The sequence below is a fragment of the Streptomyces sp. CA-106110 genome (assembly GCF_050936285.1).
Taxonomy (GTDB): Bacteria; Actinomycetota; Actinomycetes; order Streptomycetales; family Streptomycetaceae; genus Streptomyces.
Map to the genome: position 1 here is coordinate 1,826,682 of NZ_JBNJNB010000001.1, position 14,733 is coordinate 1,841,414.

The 14,733-nt window shown below is 72.5% G+C and carries 11 protein-coding genes; 6 read left to right on the top strand and 5 right to left on the bottom strand.

Features of this window, described 5'->3' with window-relative positions; translation table 11 throughout:
- Window positions 1-3: 3 nt before the first annotated feature.
- The gene (gene lnt / locus ACQEXA_RS08500; protein ID WP_432935548.1) at window positions 4-1,665 is read right to left on the bottom strand and encodes an apolipoprotein N-acyltransferase; all 1,662 of its coding nucleotides are present in this window, start codon (window positions 1,663-1,665) and stop codon (window positions 4-6) included.
- Between the two features lie 296 nt (window positions 1,666-1,961).
- Here lnt and ACQEXA_RS08505 point away from each other — a divergent pair, with 296 nt between their 5' ends.
- Window positions 1,962-2,948, top strand: coding sequence for an O-antigen ligase family protein (locus tag ACQEXA_RS08505; protein WP_433129268.1), 987 nt, complete (start codon window positions 1,962-1,964; stop codon window positions 2,946-2,948).
- A 114-nt stretch (window positions 2,949-3,062) separates the two neighbouring features.
- Here the strand turns inward: ACQEXA_RS08505 and ACQEXA_RS08510 are convergent, their stop codons facing one another.
- Entirely contained in the window at window positions 3,063-3,596 is a 534-nt protein-coding gene (locus tag ACQEXA_RS08510) for a hypothetical protein (RefSeq protein ID WP_359396486.1), read from the bottom strand.
- 92 nt (window positions 3,597-3,688) lie between these two features.
- A complete protein-coding gene (locus tag ACQEXA_RS08515) occupies window positions 3,689-4,477 on the bottom strand; it encodes a glutamate racemase (protein ID WP_433129270.1) in 789 nt (262 codons plus the stop codon).
- Between the two features lie 57 nt (window positions 4,478-4,534).
- Here ACQEXA_RS08515 and ACQEXA_RS08520 point away from each other — a divergent pair, with 57 nt between their 5' ends.
- Window positions 4,535-5,710, top strand: a complete 1,176-nt coding sequence (locus tag ACQEXA_RS08520) for a glycosyltransferase (protein WP_432935542.1) — start codon at window positions 4,535-4,537, stop codon at window positions 5,708-5,710.
- A 33-nt stretch (window positions 5,711-5,743) separates the two neighbouring features.
- On the opposite strand, the gene ACQEXA_RS08525 is transcribed toward ACQEXA_RS08520, so the two are convergent.
- The gene (locus ACQEXA_RS08525; protein WP_432935540.1) at window positions 5,744-7,132 is read right to left on the bottom strand and encodes a TerD family protein; all 1,389 of its coding nucleotides are present in this window, start codon (window positions 7,130-7,132) and stop codon (window positions 5,744-5,746) included.
- A 293-nt stretch (window positions 7,133-7,425) separates the two neighbouring features.
- Between ACQEXA_RS08525 and ACQEXA_RS08530 the strand changes: the two genes are divergently transcribed.
- The 4 genes from ACQEXA_RS08530 to ACQEXA_RS08545 all read left to right on the top strand — a co-directional run bounded on the left by ACQEXA_RS08530 (window position 7,426) and on the right by ACQEXA_RS08545 (window position 12,137).
- Window positions 7,426-7,872, top strand: coding sequence for a DUF6643 family protein (locus tag ACQEXA_RS08530; protein ID WP_359396494.1), 447 nt, complete (start codon window positions 7,426-7,428; stop codon window positions 7,870-7,872).
- Between the two features lie 40 nt (window positions 7,873-7,912).
- Window positions 7,913-8,740, top strand: a complete 828-nt coding sequence (locus ACQEXA_RS08535) for an MOSC domain-containing protein (protein WP_433129272.1) — start codon at window positions 7,913-7,915, stop codon at window positions 8,738-8,740.
- A 233-nt stretch (window positions 8,741-8,973) separates the two neighbouring features.
- Entirely contained in the window at window positions 8,974-9,579 is a 606-nt protein-coding gene (locus ACQEXA_RS08540; protein WP_432939816.1) for an Rv1733c family protein, read from the top strand.
- A 119-nt stretch (window positions 9,580-9,698) separates the two neighbouring features.
- Window positions 9,699-12,137: a right-handed parallel beta-helix repeat-containing protein gene (locus ACQEXA_RS08545; RefSeq protein WP_432935532.1), complete on the top strand. Its 2,439-nt coding sequence runs from the start codon at window positions 9,699-9,701 to the stop codon at window positions 12,135-12,137.
- Here ACQEXA_RS08545 and ACQEXA_RS08550 read toward each other — a convergent pair.
- Window positions 12,107-14,500 carry a hypothetical protein gene (locus ACQEXA_RS08550; RefSeq protein ID WP_433129274.1) on the bottom strand — a complete coding sequence of 798 codons (2,394 nt, stop codon included), beginning with the start codon at window positions 14,498-14,500 and terminating at the stop codon, window positions 12,107-12,109. The genes ACQEXA_RS08545 and ACQEXA_RS08550 overlap by 31 nt on opposite strands.
- Window positions 14,501-14,733: the final 233 nt, after the last annotated feature.

The following is a 14,733-nucleotide window of genomic DNA, read 5'->3' on the forward strand; positions in this document are numbered from 1 at the left end:
ACCCTAACGGGCCGGTTCCGTTACTCCCGGCGCGTCGGCCCGGACGTCCTGAATGTCGCGGTCGCGGCGGCCACGGACGGCCGACACCACGGCCCAGCCGAGCCCGCCGGCCGCGACGAGGACGAGCAGTGTCTCGGGCAGGGTGCCGAGCCGCGTGGCGGGTGTCCAGGAGGAACGCAGCGGCACCTTCTGCACGAGGGAGTCCGCCACGAACATCCCGGTCCGCTGGGTGATCTTCCCGTCCGGCAGGATGATCGCGCTGACGCCGCTGGTCACCGGCACGGTGACGGTCCGGCTGTGCTCGACGGCCCGGACGCGGGACATGGCCAGCTGCTGGTAGGTCATCTCGCTGCGGTCGAAGGTCGCGTTGTTGCTGGGTACCGAGATCAGCTGGGCGCCGTCCGTGACGGTGCTGCGCACGGTCCAGTCGAAGGCGGCCTCGTAGCAGGTGACGAGCCCGACCTTGGCGTTCGCCATGGTGAAAACGCCCGGCTTGTGCCCCCGGCTGAAGTCCTGGCGCACCATCGCCGTCCAGTTCTGGTTGATGGCACCGAGGAGCGAGCGTAGGGGGAGGTACTCGCCGAACGGCTGCACCTGCCGCTTGTCGTACGTGTCCACGGGGCCCTTGTCCGGGTCCCACAGGATCTGCTCGTTGTAGAGCTTGCCGTCGCGCTCGACGACTCCACCGACCGAGACCGGTGCGCCGATGGCCTTCGCGGCGGCGTGGATCACGGCGGCGGCGTCAGGGTTGGCGAACGGGTCGACGTCGGAGGAATTCTCCGGCCAGAGCACCAGGTCCGGCTGCGGCACCTTGCCCGCCCTGACCCTCTCCGCCAGGCGCTCCGTCTCCCGCACGTGGTAGTCGAGCACGGCACGCCGCTGCGCGTTGAACTCGAGCCCGGAGCGCGGCACATTGCCCTGGATGACGGCGACGGTCGCCGTGCCGTTCTCGGCCTTGTCGCTGACCAGGGAGCGGGCGGCGACGGCGCCCACCACCGGGAGGGCCACGGCGATCAGCGCGACAGCGGCCGCCCCGCGGCGGAGTACGCCGCCTGCGCGCCGTGCGTCCACGACGACGCGCACGACCTCGTACAGCCCGAAGCCGCACAGCACGACGGCGAAACCGAGCACGGGAGTGCCGCCGACCGCGGCGAGCGGCAGGAAGACGCCGTCGGCCTGGCCGAAGGCGATCTTCCCCCAGGGGAAGCCGTCGAACGGCGCACGCGCGCGTGCCGCCTCCCCGGCGATCCACACGGCCGCCGCCCACACCGGCCAGGCGGGCAGCCGGGAGACCAGGGCGACGCCCGCGCCCACCAGCGCGATGAAGATCGCCTCCACCGCGACGAGGGCGAGCCACGGGCCGGGGCCGACCTCGACCCCGGTCCACACGAGCAGCGGCAGCAGGAAGCCGAGACCGAACAGGTAACCGAGACCGAGGCCGGCCTTCCAGGTGCGGCCGCGCAGCGCCCAGCCGAAGACGGCGAAGGCCGGGAGGGCGAGCCACCACAGGGTCCGGGGCGGGAAGCTGACGTAGAGCAGCACTCCGGAGAGGGCCGCGGCGGCGGCCGGGACGAGGCGCCGAACCCGGCGGACACCACGGGGTGCGGGCGCTGCCTGGGGTTCGAGCCGTTCCGGCTCGTCCACGGAAGTTGCGGTGACGGTCACCCGGGGAGTCTACGGTGCGTGACCGAACCGCGGACAGTGCGATCCGCTCCCGCGCTCCGGCCGTTCTGCCTGGTCCTGTGCCCCTTGGACCGGACGTTCCGCTCCATGGTTCCTGCGCAACTCATCCACAAACCGGCGCATCAGCCGTTAGCGTGTGCGCGAGCCTGCGGCGACCGGCCCGAACCGGCCGAGTCGGTCGGGGCCCGGCACAGGGGGGCGGCGGGGTGGGATCCACGGGGACGGCGTCCGCGAGCGGGGTCACGGACGCGGACGACGACAGACGAAACGTTTCGGATGTGACGGGTGTCCTGGTGCTCGGCGCCTGCGCGGCATGGTCGCTGATCACGGCCGCCGCGCACGGCGGCCGGCCCGAGGGCGATCTGCTCGCGGTGCTCGCGGTCGCCGCCGGCTATGCGTCCGGGCGCATCGTCGGGGCCCTTCTGCCCGTCGCGGCGCCGACCGCGGGCGCCCTGGCCGGTCTCGGGCTCGCGGTCGCCGCTCCGTATGTCAGGGCGAACCCGCAGTTCGTGACGCCACTGGGACACACCGGCGCGGTCGCCGCACTGCTCACGCTCTCCTCAGGGGTGGCGTGCTGTGCCGCCTGGGCGGCCCGCACTCCGGCACAGCGGCTCGCGCTGCACCTGGCGGCCGCGGGGATCACGGTGGCCGCGGCGGCGCTCGACTCGACGACGGGTCTCCTGGCCTGCGCGGGCGTACTGCTCTGCTCACTCGCCGCAGGCCGGATGCGCCACCGTGGCCCGGCGCTTGCCGCCCTCGCGCTCGTCGCGGCCTTGGCGGCAGGGACGAGCTGGGCAGTCGCCGAGAACGTGCTGCCGGACGGCCTGAGCGCATTCCTGGAGGAACAGCTCAGCGGGCACCGGGTCATGCTCTGGCGCGACGCGCTCACCCTGGTCCACCAGGATCCGGCGTTCGGCGCGGGACCAGGCCGCTTCGGGGAGCTGAGCCCCACCGCCGCGCAGTCCCTCATGCCCGACGGCAAGCCCCACTCGGCGGCATTGCAGCAGGCGGCGGAACAGGGAGTGGTCGGCGTGGCCCTGCTCGCGGCGGCCTTCTGCTGGGTTCTGTACGCACTGTGGCGCACCCAGCGGCCCACGCCGATCGCCCTCACGGCCGGCGCCGCTCTGACGGCACTGGCAGTGATCGCCTCGGTCGGCAACGCACTGAGCTTCACCATCGTCACCGCGGGCGCGGGACTGCTGGCGGGCATCGCGACGGTGCGTCCGCTGACGGACGGGCGGCGGGCAGAGCAGGAGGCGGGCTGAAGGGGTCAGCGTTGTGAGGAAGGGCCTGTCAGTCGCGGATCACTCGCTCGGCGGGGCGCCGGCCGTCTGATCCGTCGGCCGGTCGCCGCCTGCTCCGTCACCTGCGGGCGCAGGTCAGTGCGTGGCACCGGGCAGGCTCGAGTGCAGCCGGGCCCGGATGACCCGTACCGCCGACTCGGCGTTGTCCACGGTGATCGTGAAGGTGTGACCGTCCCAGAGGCGCAGCACGACGCCCTCACCGCGCCGGACGACCACCGCGGTGCCCTTCTCCGGCCGCCAGCGATAGCCCCAGCCGCCCCACTGGCGTGGTGTCACCCGTGGGACGAATTCGGCACCGGCGACGAGCGAGAGGGGGATGCGGCGGCGCGGTACGCCAATGTGGCCGCAGCGCACCTCGAGGCACTCTCCGTCGACCTTCACCGCGACGTGCACGAACGCGAGGGTGCCGAAGAGGACGAGCAGTCCGGCCGCGATACAGCCGACGACGGACATGACGAGCGGGGCGACGCCGGACGTCCACGCGGAGTCGACGGCCAGTTCGATACCGAGTGCCATGCACGCGGCACCGCCGAGCGCCAGCAGCCACTGGGCCCGGTTGGTCGCGCGTCCGGTCCAGATATCGGGGTCGCGCTGGGCGTGGTCCCTCATGCATCGAGAGTACCCAGCTTCCGGAGCGCGGGCACGGGGTCGCGCACGGTCACCGGGTCGGAGGCCCGCCCCGTGGGGCGTGGGCCGGCCTCTCAGCGTGCGGGGCTGACCGCCTGGAGGGCCCGGCCCTCGAGGTAGACGAGGGCCTCGGGCGGCAGCACACCCTCGCGACCGCTGAGCAGCACCACGAGTCCGCCTTCCGCGGCATCCTGCGGCGCCACCGCGTCCGCTCCGATCCGGCGCAGCGCCTGGGCGGCCACCGCCCCGGCCGTTCCGTGCAGGATGAGCGGCGCAAGGCCGGGTTGCTGCACGGCCTCGCGGATACGGTCGGCGACCAGTTCGTAATTGGTGCAGCCGAGAACGACGGTGGTGACGTCTTCGGGGGTGAGCACCGCGGCAGCCGCGATGGCGGCGTCCACCGCAGGGTCGTCGGCGTGGTGCACGGCGTCAGCGAGCCCGGGGCACGGCACCTCGGTGACGGTCACCCCGTCGGCGAAGTCCCGGATGAGATTGCGCTGGTAGGTGCTCCCCGTGGTGGCGGGCGTGGCCCAGATCGCGACGGGTCCGCCGCCCGCCGCGGCGGGCTTGATCGCCGGAACCGTGCCGATGATCGGCAGGTCTGGTTCGAAACGGGCACGCAGGGCGGGCAGGGAGTGCACGGACGCCGTGTTGCAGGCGACGATCAGGACGTCGGGGTCATGTGCCGCGGCGGCCTCGGCGACGGCCAGGGCGCGCGCCGTGATGTCCTCCGGCGTGCGCGGCCCCCAGGGCATTCCGTCCGGGTCCCAGGACAGGACGAGATCCGCGTCGGGCCGCAGACGCCGTACCGCGGCAGCGGCGGGGAGCAGGCCGATTCCGGAGTCCATGAGCGCGATCTTCACCCGGCCACGATAGACGATGTGCCTCGATCGGCCCTCCGGGTGGGGCAGACTGCGCGCGTGAACGCCATCGTGTGGATCGCCGCGGTATCGCTCGCCGCCTGGCTGTGGCTGTTGCTCGCTCAGGGCCTGTTCTGGCGCACCGACGTCAGGCTGCCGCCGCGGGCGGATCCCGGCCAGTGGCCGTCCGTATGCGTCGTCGTACCGGCACGTGACGAGTCCGCGGTGCTGCCGCACAGTCTTCCGTCGCTGCTCGTGCAGGACTATCCCGGTCGCGCCGAGGTCTTCCTCATCGACGACGGCAGTTCGGACGGCACCGGGGACCTGGCGCGGTACCTGGCCGAGCGGCACGGCGGACTGCCGCTGACCGTCGCCTCCCCAGGCGAGCCCCCCGCGGGCTGGACCGGCAAGCTGTGGGCGATGCGTCACGGGATCTCTCTCGCACAGGCGCGTGCCCCCGAGTATCTGCTCCTGACGGACGCCGACATCTCCCACGCCCCCGACAGTCTGCGGGAACTGGTCGCGGCGGCGCACACCGGAGGCTTCGACCTCGTCTCGCAGATGGCCCGGCTGCGGGTGGAGAGCCTGTGGGAGCGGCTGGTCGTACCCGCGTTCGTGTATTTCTTCGCCCAGCTGTATCCCTTCCGCTGGATCGCGGTGCGGGGATCGCGGACGGCTGCCGCGGCCGGCGGTTGCGTGCTGCTGCGCACCGAGGCCGCCGAACGGGCGCGCATTCCCGACGCCATCCGTCAAGCCGTCATCGACGATGTGGCGCTCGCGCGGGCGGTCAAGAAGAGCGGCGGCCACATCTGGCTGGGGCTCGCGGACCGCGTCGACAGCGTGCGCCCCTATCCACGGCTGCACGACCTGTGGCGGATGGTCTCGCGCAGCGCCTACGCCCAACTGCGGCACAACCCGCTGCTGCTCGCCGGTACCGTGCTCGGCCTCATCCTCGTGTACGTGGTGCCGTCCGCCGCACTCGTCGCGGGTCTCGTCACGGGGAACGTCGCGGCGGTGGTGATCGGCGGACTCGCGAAACTGGTGATGACAGCCACGTACGTGCCCATGCTGCGCTACTACCGCCAGCCGACGTGGCTCGCCGTGCTGCTGCCGGTCACCGCGTCGCTGTACCTGCTCATGACCGTCGACTCGGCGGTGCAGCACTACCGGGGGCGCGGCGCGGCCTGGAAGGGCCGTACCTACGCCCGCCCGGACGCGGCGTTCGACGAGCAGTGACTGGGCCGGTCGCGGCGCGACCGGCCCACTGGGTCACTTCCTGCCGGGGGTCCAGTTCATGCCCCACCCGTAGGCGTGGTCGATGGTGCGCTGCGGGCTGACGCCGTGCTCCGGGACCAGGTAGCGCGCCTCTCGCTGGACGACCAGGTCGCCGCCGGTGTTGGTGATGAGGGCGAGTGCGCACACGGTCGAGGGCACCGTGCACTCGTCGAGGGAGAACTCGATGGGTGCGCCGTGCTGCGGCTGGAGCGTGACCGTGGCGTGCAGATCGGCGAAGGAGCGGGCGCCTTCATAGATCGTCACGAAGATGAGGATGCGCCGGAAGCGCTGCTTGTGGTCGAGGTTGACGGTGAGGTTCTCGCCGCTCTCGACGGCGCCGGTGCGGTCGTCACCGTCGAGGTGGATGTACGGCGGCTGGTGCACCGACCCGAAGGCGTTGCCCAGCGCCTGGACGACTCCCTTGCTGCCGTCGGACAGTTCGTACAGCGCGCACAGGTCCAGGTCGAGATCCGCGTGCATCGCCACCGCGCGGCCGCGTTTGCTGCCCCAGCCCGAGAACTGCTTGCGCACCTGCCAGTTGAGGTTCACTCGCATGACACCTGACGTTCCACCCTGTTTGGTCAGGGAGACCGAGGGGGCCTGCTTGGTGAGCGTGACCTTGGTGAGCCGGACCGGAGCCGGGGGCGGCGGCGGAACAGAGGGCGCGGGCGCACCGTACGGGGCGGCCGGGGACGGCGGCGCATACGGGGAAGGGGGCGGCGGCGGTGCGCCGTACGGGGAGGTGGGAGGCGGCGCGGTGACCGGCGGGGCGACCCGTGGCGCCGCGGGAGCGGGCACGGGCGCCGAGGCGTTGGGCCAGTCGACGCGCGTGACGGGCGCGGCGGGCGGCGCCGTGTGCTGCGGCTCGTCCACCGTGATGCCGTAGTCGGTCGCCAGGCCCTCGAGCCCGCTGCTGTAGCCCTGACCGACGGCACGGAACTTCCAGGCGCCCTGACGGCGGTAGAACTCCCCCAGCACGAAGGCGGTCTCGACGGTGGCGGCGGGGTCGAAGCGCGCGACCTCCGCACCCTGCTCGGCGTCCAGCACGCGGATGTAGAGACCGTTCACCTGCCCGAACGTCCCCCCGTCGGCGGAGGCGGCCAGCACCACCGACTCGATCGCCGGCTCCACGCGCGCGAGGTCCACGAGCAGCGCGTCCGTCACGTGACCGCCGACGTCCCGCTTCCCCTCGTGACGCACCGCTCCGGAGGAGTGATCGGGCTGGTTGTAGAAGACGAAGTCACCGTCGGTACGGACCTTGCCGGAGACCAGCAGCAGCGCCGAGGCGTCCGCGTCGGGCACGCCCGGCCCCGAACGCCATCCCAGCTCGACGCGCAGCGCCTTCGTGGGAACCGGAAGGTTCGACCCCTTCGGCATTGGCATGTCCGCCCCCCCATCGGGTGTCGCCGCACCGGGACCGAGCCCGGGCAGCGGGTTGCAACCGTTCCGGCCAACCTATTCCCCCGGGGTGCAAACTCCCATGAGCCGTACGCGAAGACGCTTGGTCAACCGCCGGTAACCCGCTGGGAACTCGGCCTTTACACGATCCAAACACCTTTTGCTGCCCTTTTTTGCCAAGTTCGCTCGCATTGGGGATCCCACGTCACCCCGGACACGGAAAACAACCCTCTTATCGGTCTCCCCAACCAGCACATCGTGGGCTTAACTTATGTGCCATGACCTCCCCCCGCTCCACCTATGGCGGCGGCTACTACTCCGCGTCGCCCTTCCCGGACACTCCGATCTACGACAGGCTCGTCGCCGAGCGGGGCACCCCGCAGATCGCTCCGATCCGGGTCCCCTCCGCGTACGAGACGCCGGGCAGCAACCTGCCGGCACTGCCGTCCGCGCTCCCCGCGCTGCCGGCAGCACCCTCCCCCCATGTCCCGTCCTACGGCTACCCGCAGGCTCCCCAGCCTGCGCCGCTGCAGCAGGCCCCGACCGCGTACATTCCGCAGCAGGCCGTCGGCCCGCGTGGTTACCCGGGCCCGCAGCAGATGCAGCAGCCGCGCCCCATGGCCGCGGGCACGGGCTACGAGGCGATGCGCCCCGCGGCGCCGCGTCCGGTCCCGACTCCGTACCAGGACCCGTACAACAACGGTCAGCAGTACCGCGGCTACTGATCCGCGTCACGGCATGAGGCCTTCGATCTGCGATGGCCTCATGCCGAACCCAGCGCTGCACTCGATTCACGTCCACCCGGTCAAGGCACTGCGGGGCCAGGCACCCCGCGAGGCCGTGGTGGAGCCATGGGGGCTGGCCGGGGACCGGCGCTGGGCACTGATCGACGACGCCGGCAAGGTGGTCACGCAACGCGAGTACCCGCGACTGGCACTGGCCGCCGCCGAGCTCCTGCCCGGCGGCGGCGTCCGTGTGTCCGCCTCCGGCTTGGAGCCGCTGACCGTGACCGTGCCCGAACCGGCGGCCACCACGATCGCGAGATGGTCGGGCGAGAAGATCGAGACGGTGCCCGCGGGCGCCGAGGCACGTGCGTGGTTCAGCGCCTACCTCGGTGAGGACGTGACCCTCGTCCACCTCGACGACCCCGCCGTCCGCCGGCCCATCGACGACCCGCCGTACGGCCGCCCCGGCGAGCGGGTCAGCCTGGCCGACGGCTACCCCCTGCTGCTCACCACAGCCGCGTCCCTGGATGCCCTGAACTCCCTGATCGAGCAGGGCGATCACCCGGGCGAGGGCCCGCTGCCCATGAACCGCTTCCGGCCGAATCTCGTCATCGCCGGAACGGAACCCTGGGCCGAGGACGACTGGAAGCGGATCGCCGTCGGAGAGGTGACCTTCCGGGTCGCCAAGATGTGCGGGCGCTGCGTCGTGACCACCACGGACCAGCAAACCGCCGAGCGCGGCAAGGAGCCGCTGCGCACCCTGGGCCGCCATCGCCGCTTCGGCGGCAAGCTGATCTTCGGCCAGAACCTGGTGCCGGAGACGACCGGCAGCGTCCGCATCGGCGATCCGGTCACGATCCTCGAATAGGGCGAGGCGAGAGATCGGTGGTCCCCCGGCCGGCCGCACCGCCGGCCGGCGAAGTTCCGCGATTCACCGCTCGGGCGGGAACCCGGCCGACTGACACGGTCGTTGAGTCGGTGTGAGAAGTCCGTGAGAGACGTGTGAGGCAGGGGAGAGGTGATTTGGCTCTCTCTTACCCGGCCTCGGAGGCGGACGGCCGGCTGCGGGGGTTATCACGGAGGCGTGAGGGGGTGGCCACTGTGCGAGCGATCAGCGGCCTGTGGCGCTGGCGGCGCAATCCACTGCGCCGTGGCACCGATCTGGCCGAGGCCTGGCTGGCGTTGACCGTCCTCTTCCTGATACTCGTCACGGCTCCCCTCGTCGGGGCCGTGACCGGATCCGTCGCCCAGGGCTCCCTGCAGCGGGCCGTCCGCGAGCAGCAGCGCTCCAGACACCTGGTGGCGGCCACTGTGGTCAGGAAGCTCGGCCCCGCCCCCATCGACGCGGACCCGGAGTCCACGGCGTCGCGGGACACACACAGCCGCGTCCTCGCCGACTGGACCGCACCGGACGGCACCGCACAGCACGGCGCGGTCATCGCCGACCTCAAGTCCCCGCACCGGGGCGACCACTTCCCCCTCTGGACCGACGGCCACGGGCGGATAACGGGCCGTCCGCTGGACAGGGCCAGCGCGACGACGCACGCCGTGCTGGCGGGCATCGGCGCGGCCGCGATGACCGCGGGTCTCATCGAGGGGTGCCGCCGGCTGATCGTCTGGCGCATGGTCCTTCGCCGTTACGCGCGCTGGGACCAGGCATGGGACAGGGCGGGCCCGGACTGGGGCCGCACCGGAACGGGCAGTTGAGCTCCGCCTCCGGTCAACCGGCCGCGTCCGCGCACGCTACGGTGGACCGGCCGGACCGGTCCGCTGTCCGGCATCTTCGCGAGACCCGCGTGAGTACGAGGTGGGGGCACAGCATCGCCATGGCACAGGGCACGGTCCAGGTGACGCACACCGGCACATCGCGGTGGCGGCGCCGCACAGGTGAGTACGCATCGCTCGCCGCCGCCCTGGAGGCCGCGGGCGACGGAGATGTGCTCACCATCGCCCCCGGCACCTACCGGGAGAACCTCGTCGTCCAGCGGGCGGTGACCCTGCGCGGCCCTGAAGGCTCCCCCGGCTCCGTGCGCATCGCCCCGGTGGACGGAGTGCCGCTGACCGTGCGGGCCTCCGCCGTGGTCCAGGACCTGCACGTCGAGGGTCAGGACGCGGCAGCGCCCGCGCTGCTGGTCGAGGAGGGCACGCCCGAACTGACGGACCTGCGGATCATGACCCGGTCGGCGGCCGGGATCGAGGTCCGCGGCGGCGCGCGTCCCACGGTGCGGCGGTGCACGGTCGACAACCCCGCCGGCATCGGCATCGCCGTCGTGGACGGCGGTGGCGGTGTGTTCGAGGAGTGCGAGGTCGTGGCGGCCGCGCAGTCCGGCGTCGCGGTCCGCGGCGGCGGACGCCCGCGGCTGGAGCGCTGCCGGGTCCATCACACCTCGGGCGCGGGCCTTTCGGCGACCGGGGAGAACTCCTCGCTGGAGGCCGTCGGTTGTGAGGTGTACGAGATCCGGGGCTCCGGTGTGCAGGTGACCACGCGGGCCACGGCGCATCTGACCGACTGCGATGTGCACCGCACGACGGCGGACGGCGTCACGCTCGACACGGACGCGGTACTGACGCTCGCCGACAGCCGCATCCATGACATCCCGGAGAACGCGGTCGACCTTCGGTCCCGCTCGGTCCTCACGCTGACCCGCACGACGGTGCGCGAGTTCGGGCGCAACGGCCTGTCCGTGTGGGACCCGGGCACCCGGGTGGACGCCAACCAGTGCGAGATCTTCGACAGCACCGGCGACTATCCGGCGGTGTGGATCAGCGACGGCGCGACCGCGGTCCTGGAGTCGTGCCGGGTGCACGACGTGCCGGACGCCCTGTTCGTCCTCGACCGGGGCTCCCGCGCGGACGTCGTGGACAGCGACCTCACGCAGGTGCGCAACACGGCGGTGTCGGTGAGCGACGGCGCCACCGCGCAGCTGGACGACTGCCGGATCCGGGACGCGGCGACGGGCGCCTGGTTCCGGGACCACGGCAGTGGCGGAACGCTGTCCGGCTGCACCATCGACGGCACCCAGACCGGTGTCATCGTCACCAAGGGCGCCGATCCCACCATCGAGCGGTGCTCGGTGACCTCCCCGGCGGAGGCGGGTTTCTACGTCTCGGCGAGCGGCCGGGGCAGCTTCCTGAACTGCCGCGTCACCGGCAGCGGCGGCTACGGCTTCCATGTGATCGACGGCTGCCGGGCCACCCTGAGGAAGTGCCGCACGGAGCGATGCGCACGCAAGGGCTACGAGTTCACGGACGGCGCCCCGGGAGCGTCCGACGGCGGCGCGATCGTCGAGGACTGCACCAGCGACGAGAGCGCCGGCGTGCGTCCGACGGCCGCACTGGAGACCGCCGTGCAGACGGCGGACCGGTCCCCGGGGCTGCTGGGCTCCATCCCCGGCCAGCGCACGACCGAACAGGAGCCGCTGCTTGCGCCCCTCCCCGAACCGGACAAGCCGACGCGCACCTCGAAGGCCGTGCTCGGCGAACTCGACGCGCTGGTCGGCCTGGAGAGCGTCAAGCGCGAGGTACGCGCCCTGATCGACATGATCGAGGTGGGGCGCCGGCGGCAGGAGGCCGGGCTCAAGGCGGCGTCGGTGCGGCGGCATCTGGTGTTCACGGGCTCCCCCGGCACCGGCAAGACGACGGTCGCCCGGCTGTACGGGGAGATCCTGGCCTCGCTCGGTGTCCTGGAGAAGGGTCATCTCGTGGAGGTGTCCCGGGTCGACCTGGTCGGCGAGCACATCGGCTCCACGGCCATCCGCACCCAGGAGGCCTTCGACCGGGCCCGTGGCGGGGTGCTGTTCATCGACGAGGCGTACGCGCTGTCGCCGGAGGACTCCGGGCGCGACTTCGGCCGCGAGGCGATCGACACACTCGTGAAGCTGATGGAGGACCACCGCGAGGCGGTCGTGGTGATCGTGGCGGGTTACACCACCGAGATGGAGCGCTTCCTGTCCGTCAACCCCGGTGTTGCGTCCCGTTTCTCACGGACCATCACCTTCGGTGACTACGGCCCCGAGGAGCTGCTGCGGATCGTGGAGCAGCAGGCCGAGGAGCACGAGTACCGGCTGGGGCCCGGGACCGGTGAGGCGCTGCTGAAGTACTTCACGGCGATCCCCAAGGGACCGGCGTTCGGCAACGGCCGCACCGCGCGCCAGACCTTCGAGGCGATGGTGGAACGGCACGCCGGCCGGGTCGCCCAGCTGGTGGAGGCGAACACCGACGATCTGACCCTGCTCTACCCGGAGGACCTGCCGGAGCTTTCCTGATCCGGGCTCCCGGTGCTCCCGGGCTGCGCGCCCGGCCCTGGAGGCGCTGGGGCCGGCCTCGGTCCCGGGATGCCCGGCCTCAGCCGTTCCAGCAGGTGCTCGCGCTCCTCGGCGAACGCGGGGTCCGTCGGGTAGCCCCCGTGTCCGAGGATCGGCGCGGGCAGCGGGTGCCGTTCGGTGCGGCCGTAGGCGCGCGGGTCCTTCAGCGGTGCCCGGTCCACTTGCGGGCCGCACTCGCCGGGCAGCCTGATCGGACCGCCGATGGGGTCGGTGAGCCGGTACAGATTGCGCCAGCAGGCGACCTCGCGGTGCAGTGAAGTCAGCGCTGCCGGGCCGAAATACGCCGGGAACCAGCGCCCGTACAGCCGCTCCAGGGGCGAGCCGTAGGTCAGAAGGGCCACGTGCCTGCGCACGGAGGGCTTGAGCTGCCAGGCGGCGGCCGCCGCCAGCACGCTGCCCTGCGAGTGGCCGCAGAGGACCAGGCGTCCGCCGGTGGTACTCGTCCAGGTGGCCATGCGCCAGGTCAGGTCGGGTACCGCGCGCTCGGCGTAGCAGGGCGGGGCGAAGGGGTGGGCGGCGCGCGGCCAGAAGGTGCCCACGTCCCACAGGATGCCGATGGTGCGCCGCGCCGAGGCGTCCTTGTACGCCCGGCGCCCCCAGGTGACGAACAGGAGGAAGCCGACGCCGATCAGCCAGGAGCCGAGCGTCTGGGCGGTCTCGGCGGCGCCGCTGACGAAGGGCGGGGTGCCCTCTGCGGCCCGGTCCGGGGTGGCTCCGGTGGCCAGGGCCCCCACGAGGGCGGCGGCGCCGAGGAGAAGAGTCGTGGCGCACGTGAAGGCGACGAGAAGCGGGGCCCGGTCGGTGAGCCCGGCCATGGCACGCGTGCCGGCGATCTGCGCGGTGCGGGCGTCGTCCTCGGGCTGGCCCGGGTAGTCGAGTTCGACCGCGAGTTTCTCGGCACGTCGCAGCACCGCGGTGCGCCGCGCCAGCCAGGCGCCGACGCCGAGCAGCACGAGCAGCAGCGGAGGGATGGTGGACGCCTGCCAGGTGAGCAGTACGGGCGGGCCCGCGATGCTGTGCACGGTGCCGTCCAGCCAGTCGGCCACCCGCTGGGCCACGCCGCCGGACATCACTCCGCCGAGCGCACAGGCCAGCAGCGCGACGGCAGGTCCGGCCAGTCCGCGCATGGCGGTGCGGGCGTCGGGGCGGGCCCGGTAGAGGACTTGGGCCACCACGCCGAGCACCAGGACGAGCAGTCCCTGGATCAGGGCGAGCGTGCCGAAGGTGGCGTCACCCGGCAGCAGTCCCGTCGACCTCCAGTCCGGGCGCGACCAGCCGGCGTACACCGCGGTCGCCACAAGCAGAGCGAGCGCGCCGGCCGGCAGCAGCCGCACCACTGTCCCGTCGAGATCCGTGTCGAGCCGTTCCTCGGTGCGGCCCCGGCGGCACACGACCCACACCACGACCACCGTGCCGACGAGGAGGCCCGCACCCTGGAGCCAGCCGACGACCTGGAGTCCGGCGGAACCATGGTGGCGGTCGTACCGCACGGCGCAGGTGCCGAGGGCGGCGGCGACGGTCAGGAGGCCCGCGGCGGTGTGCGCGGCGCGCAGCCGGGCCACCAGGCGGCGTCCGTACCAGAACCCGGGGCGGCCGAGTGCGATGCGGTGCTGCTCCTCATCCGGCTCCGTCTCGTCGGCGATGGGCTGCTGCGACTCGTACGCGCTCCAGGTCCGGCGCGACAGATACCAGAGCAGGCCGGTCAGTGCCGCGGGCACCAGCGCCGCCAGCACCAGGCGCCGCCCCGGCTGGCTCCACCAGCCATGGTCGGACAGGGCGGGCGAGAGGAAGCCGAGCCACGAGTGCCGCGCGGCACACGCGCGGGTGCCCGCGCACTGCCAGGCAGTCAGATCGAGGGCGACCTCGCAGGCGGCGGCGACCAGCAGCACGGTCAGGGTGAGCCCGATGAGGCGCACGATCAGGCCGTACAGGCGCACGGTCCGTTGCCGGCCCGCCGTCGTGGGGTGCATCCAGTGCGCGAGGTTGGCCACCATGAAAGGCAGCAGCAACAGCCACAAGGCGCGGGCGGCGTTGCCGGAAGTGAGGTTGCACCACACGTACGCCTCGGGCACCGGCTGGTCCCCGCGCTCCCCTGGGTTGCGTTCGGCGTCGGCGTCGGCGGTGCGCCGGTAGACGGCGGCCGTCTCGTCGCCGGTGATCCGGACCGTCCGCGGATCGCCCAGCATCTCCTCGGGTGTGGTGCCACCGACCCCGTGAACCAGGAGTTCCAGGGCCGCTTCGGGCCGCGCGGTCCGCCGGCCGGTGTCGCCGCGCTCCCCCTCGTGTTCCCGTGCACGCTCCACTGTTCTGCACTTCCCCCGCGCCGCCTACCGTGTGTCATGTGCAGGCAGATGATCTCCTCTGTCACGGGTGCGCACACCCGTTGTCACGGAATCTCCCCGATACGGGTGACTCCTGCGGACAGCGGATGGTGATTCCTGCGGTACGGGGGGTGGCGCCACCGGCGGCGACCCATGCGAGGATGGGGCGTCCCCGGCACCCATGGCGGGAGCATGGCCTTGTCGGAGCCGGTGTG

Excerpts from the sequence above, each read along its gene's own strand:
- ACQEXA_RS08510 (WP_359396486.1), bottom strand. The coding sequence starts at position 3,596 with ATGAGGGACCACGCCCAGCGCGACCCCGATATCTGGACCGGACGCGCG.
- ACQEXA_RS08525 (WP_432935540.1), bottom strand. The coding sequence starts at position 7,132 with ATGCCAATGCCGAAGGGGTCGAACCTTCCGGTTCCCACGAAGGCGCTG.
- ACQEXA_RS08530 (WP_359396494.1), top strand. The coding sequence starts at position 7,426 with ATGACCTCCCCCCGCTCCACCTATGGCGGCGGCTACTACTCCGCGTCG.
- ACQEXA_RS08535 (WP_433129272.1), top strand. The coding sequence starts at position 7,913 with ATGCCGAACCCAGCGCTGCACTCGATTCACGTCCACCCGGTCAAGGCA.
- ACQEXA_RS08545 (WP_432935532.1), top strand. The coding sequence starts at position 9,699 with ATGGCACAGGGCACGGTCCAGGTGACGCACACCGGCACATCGCGGTGG.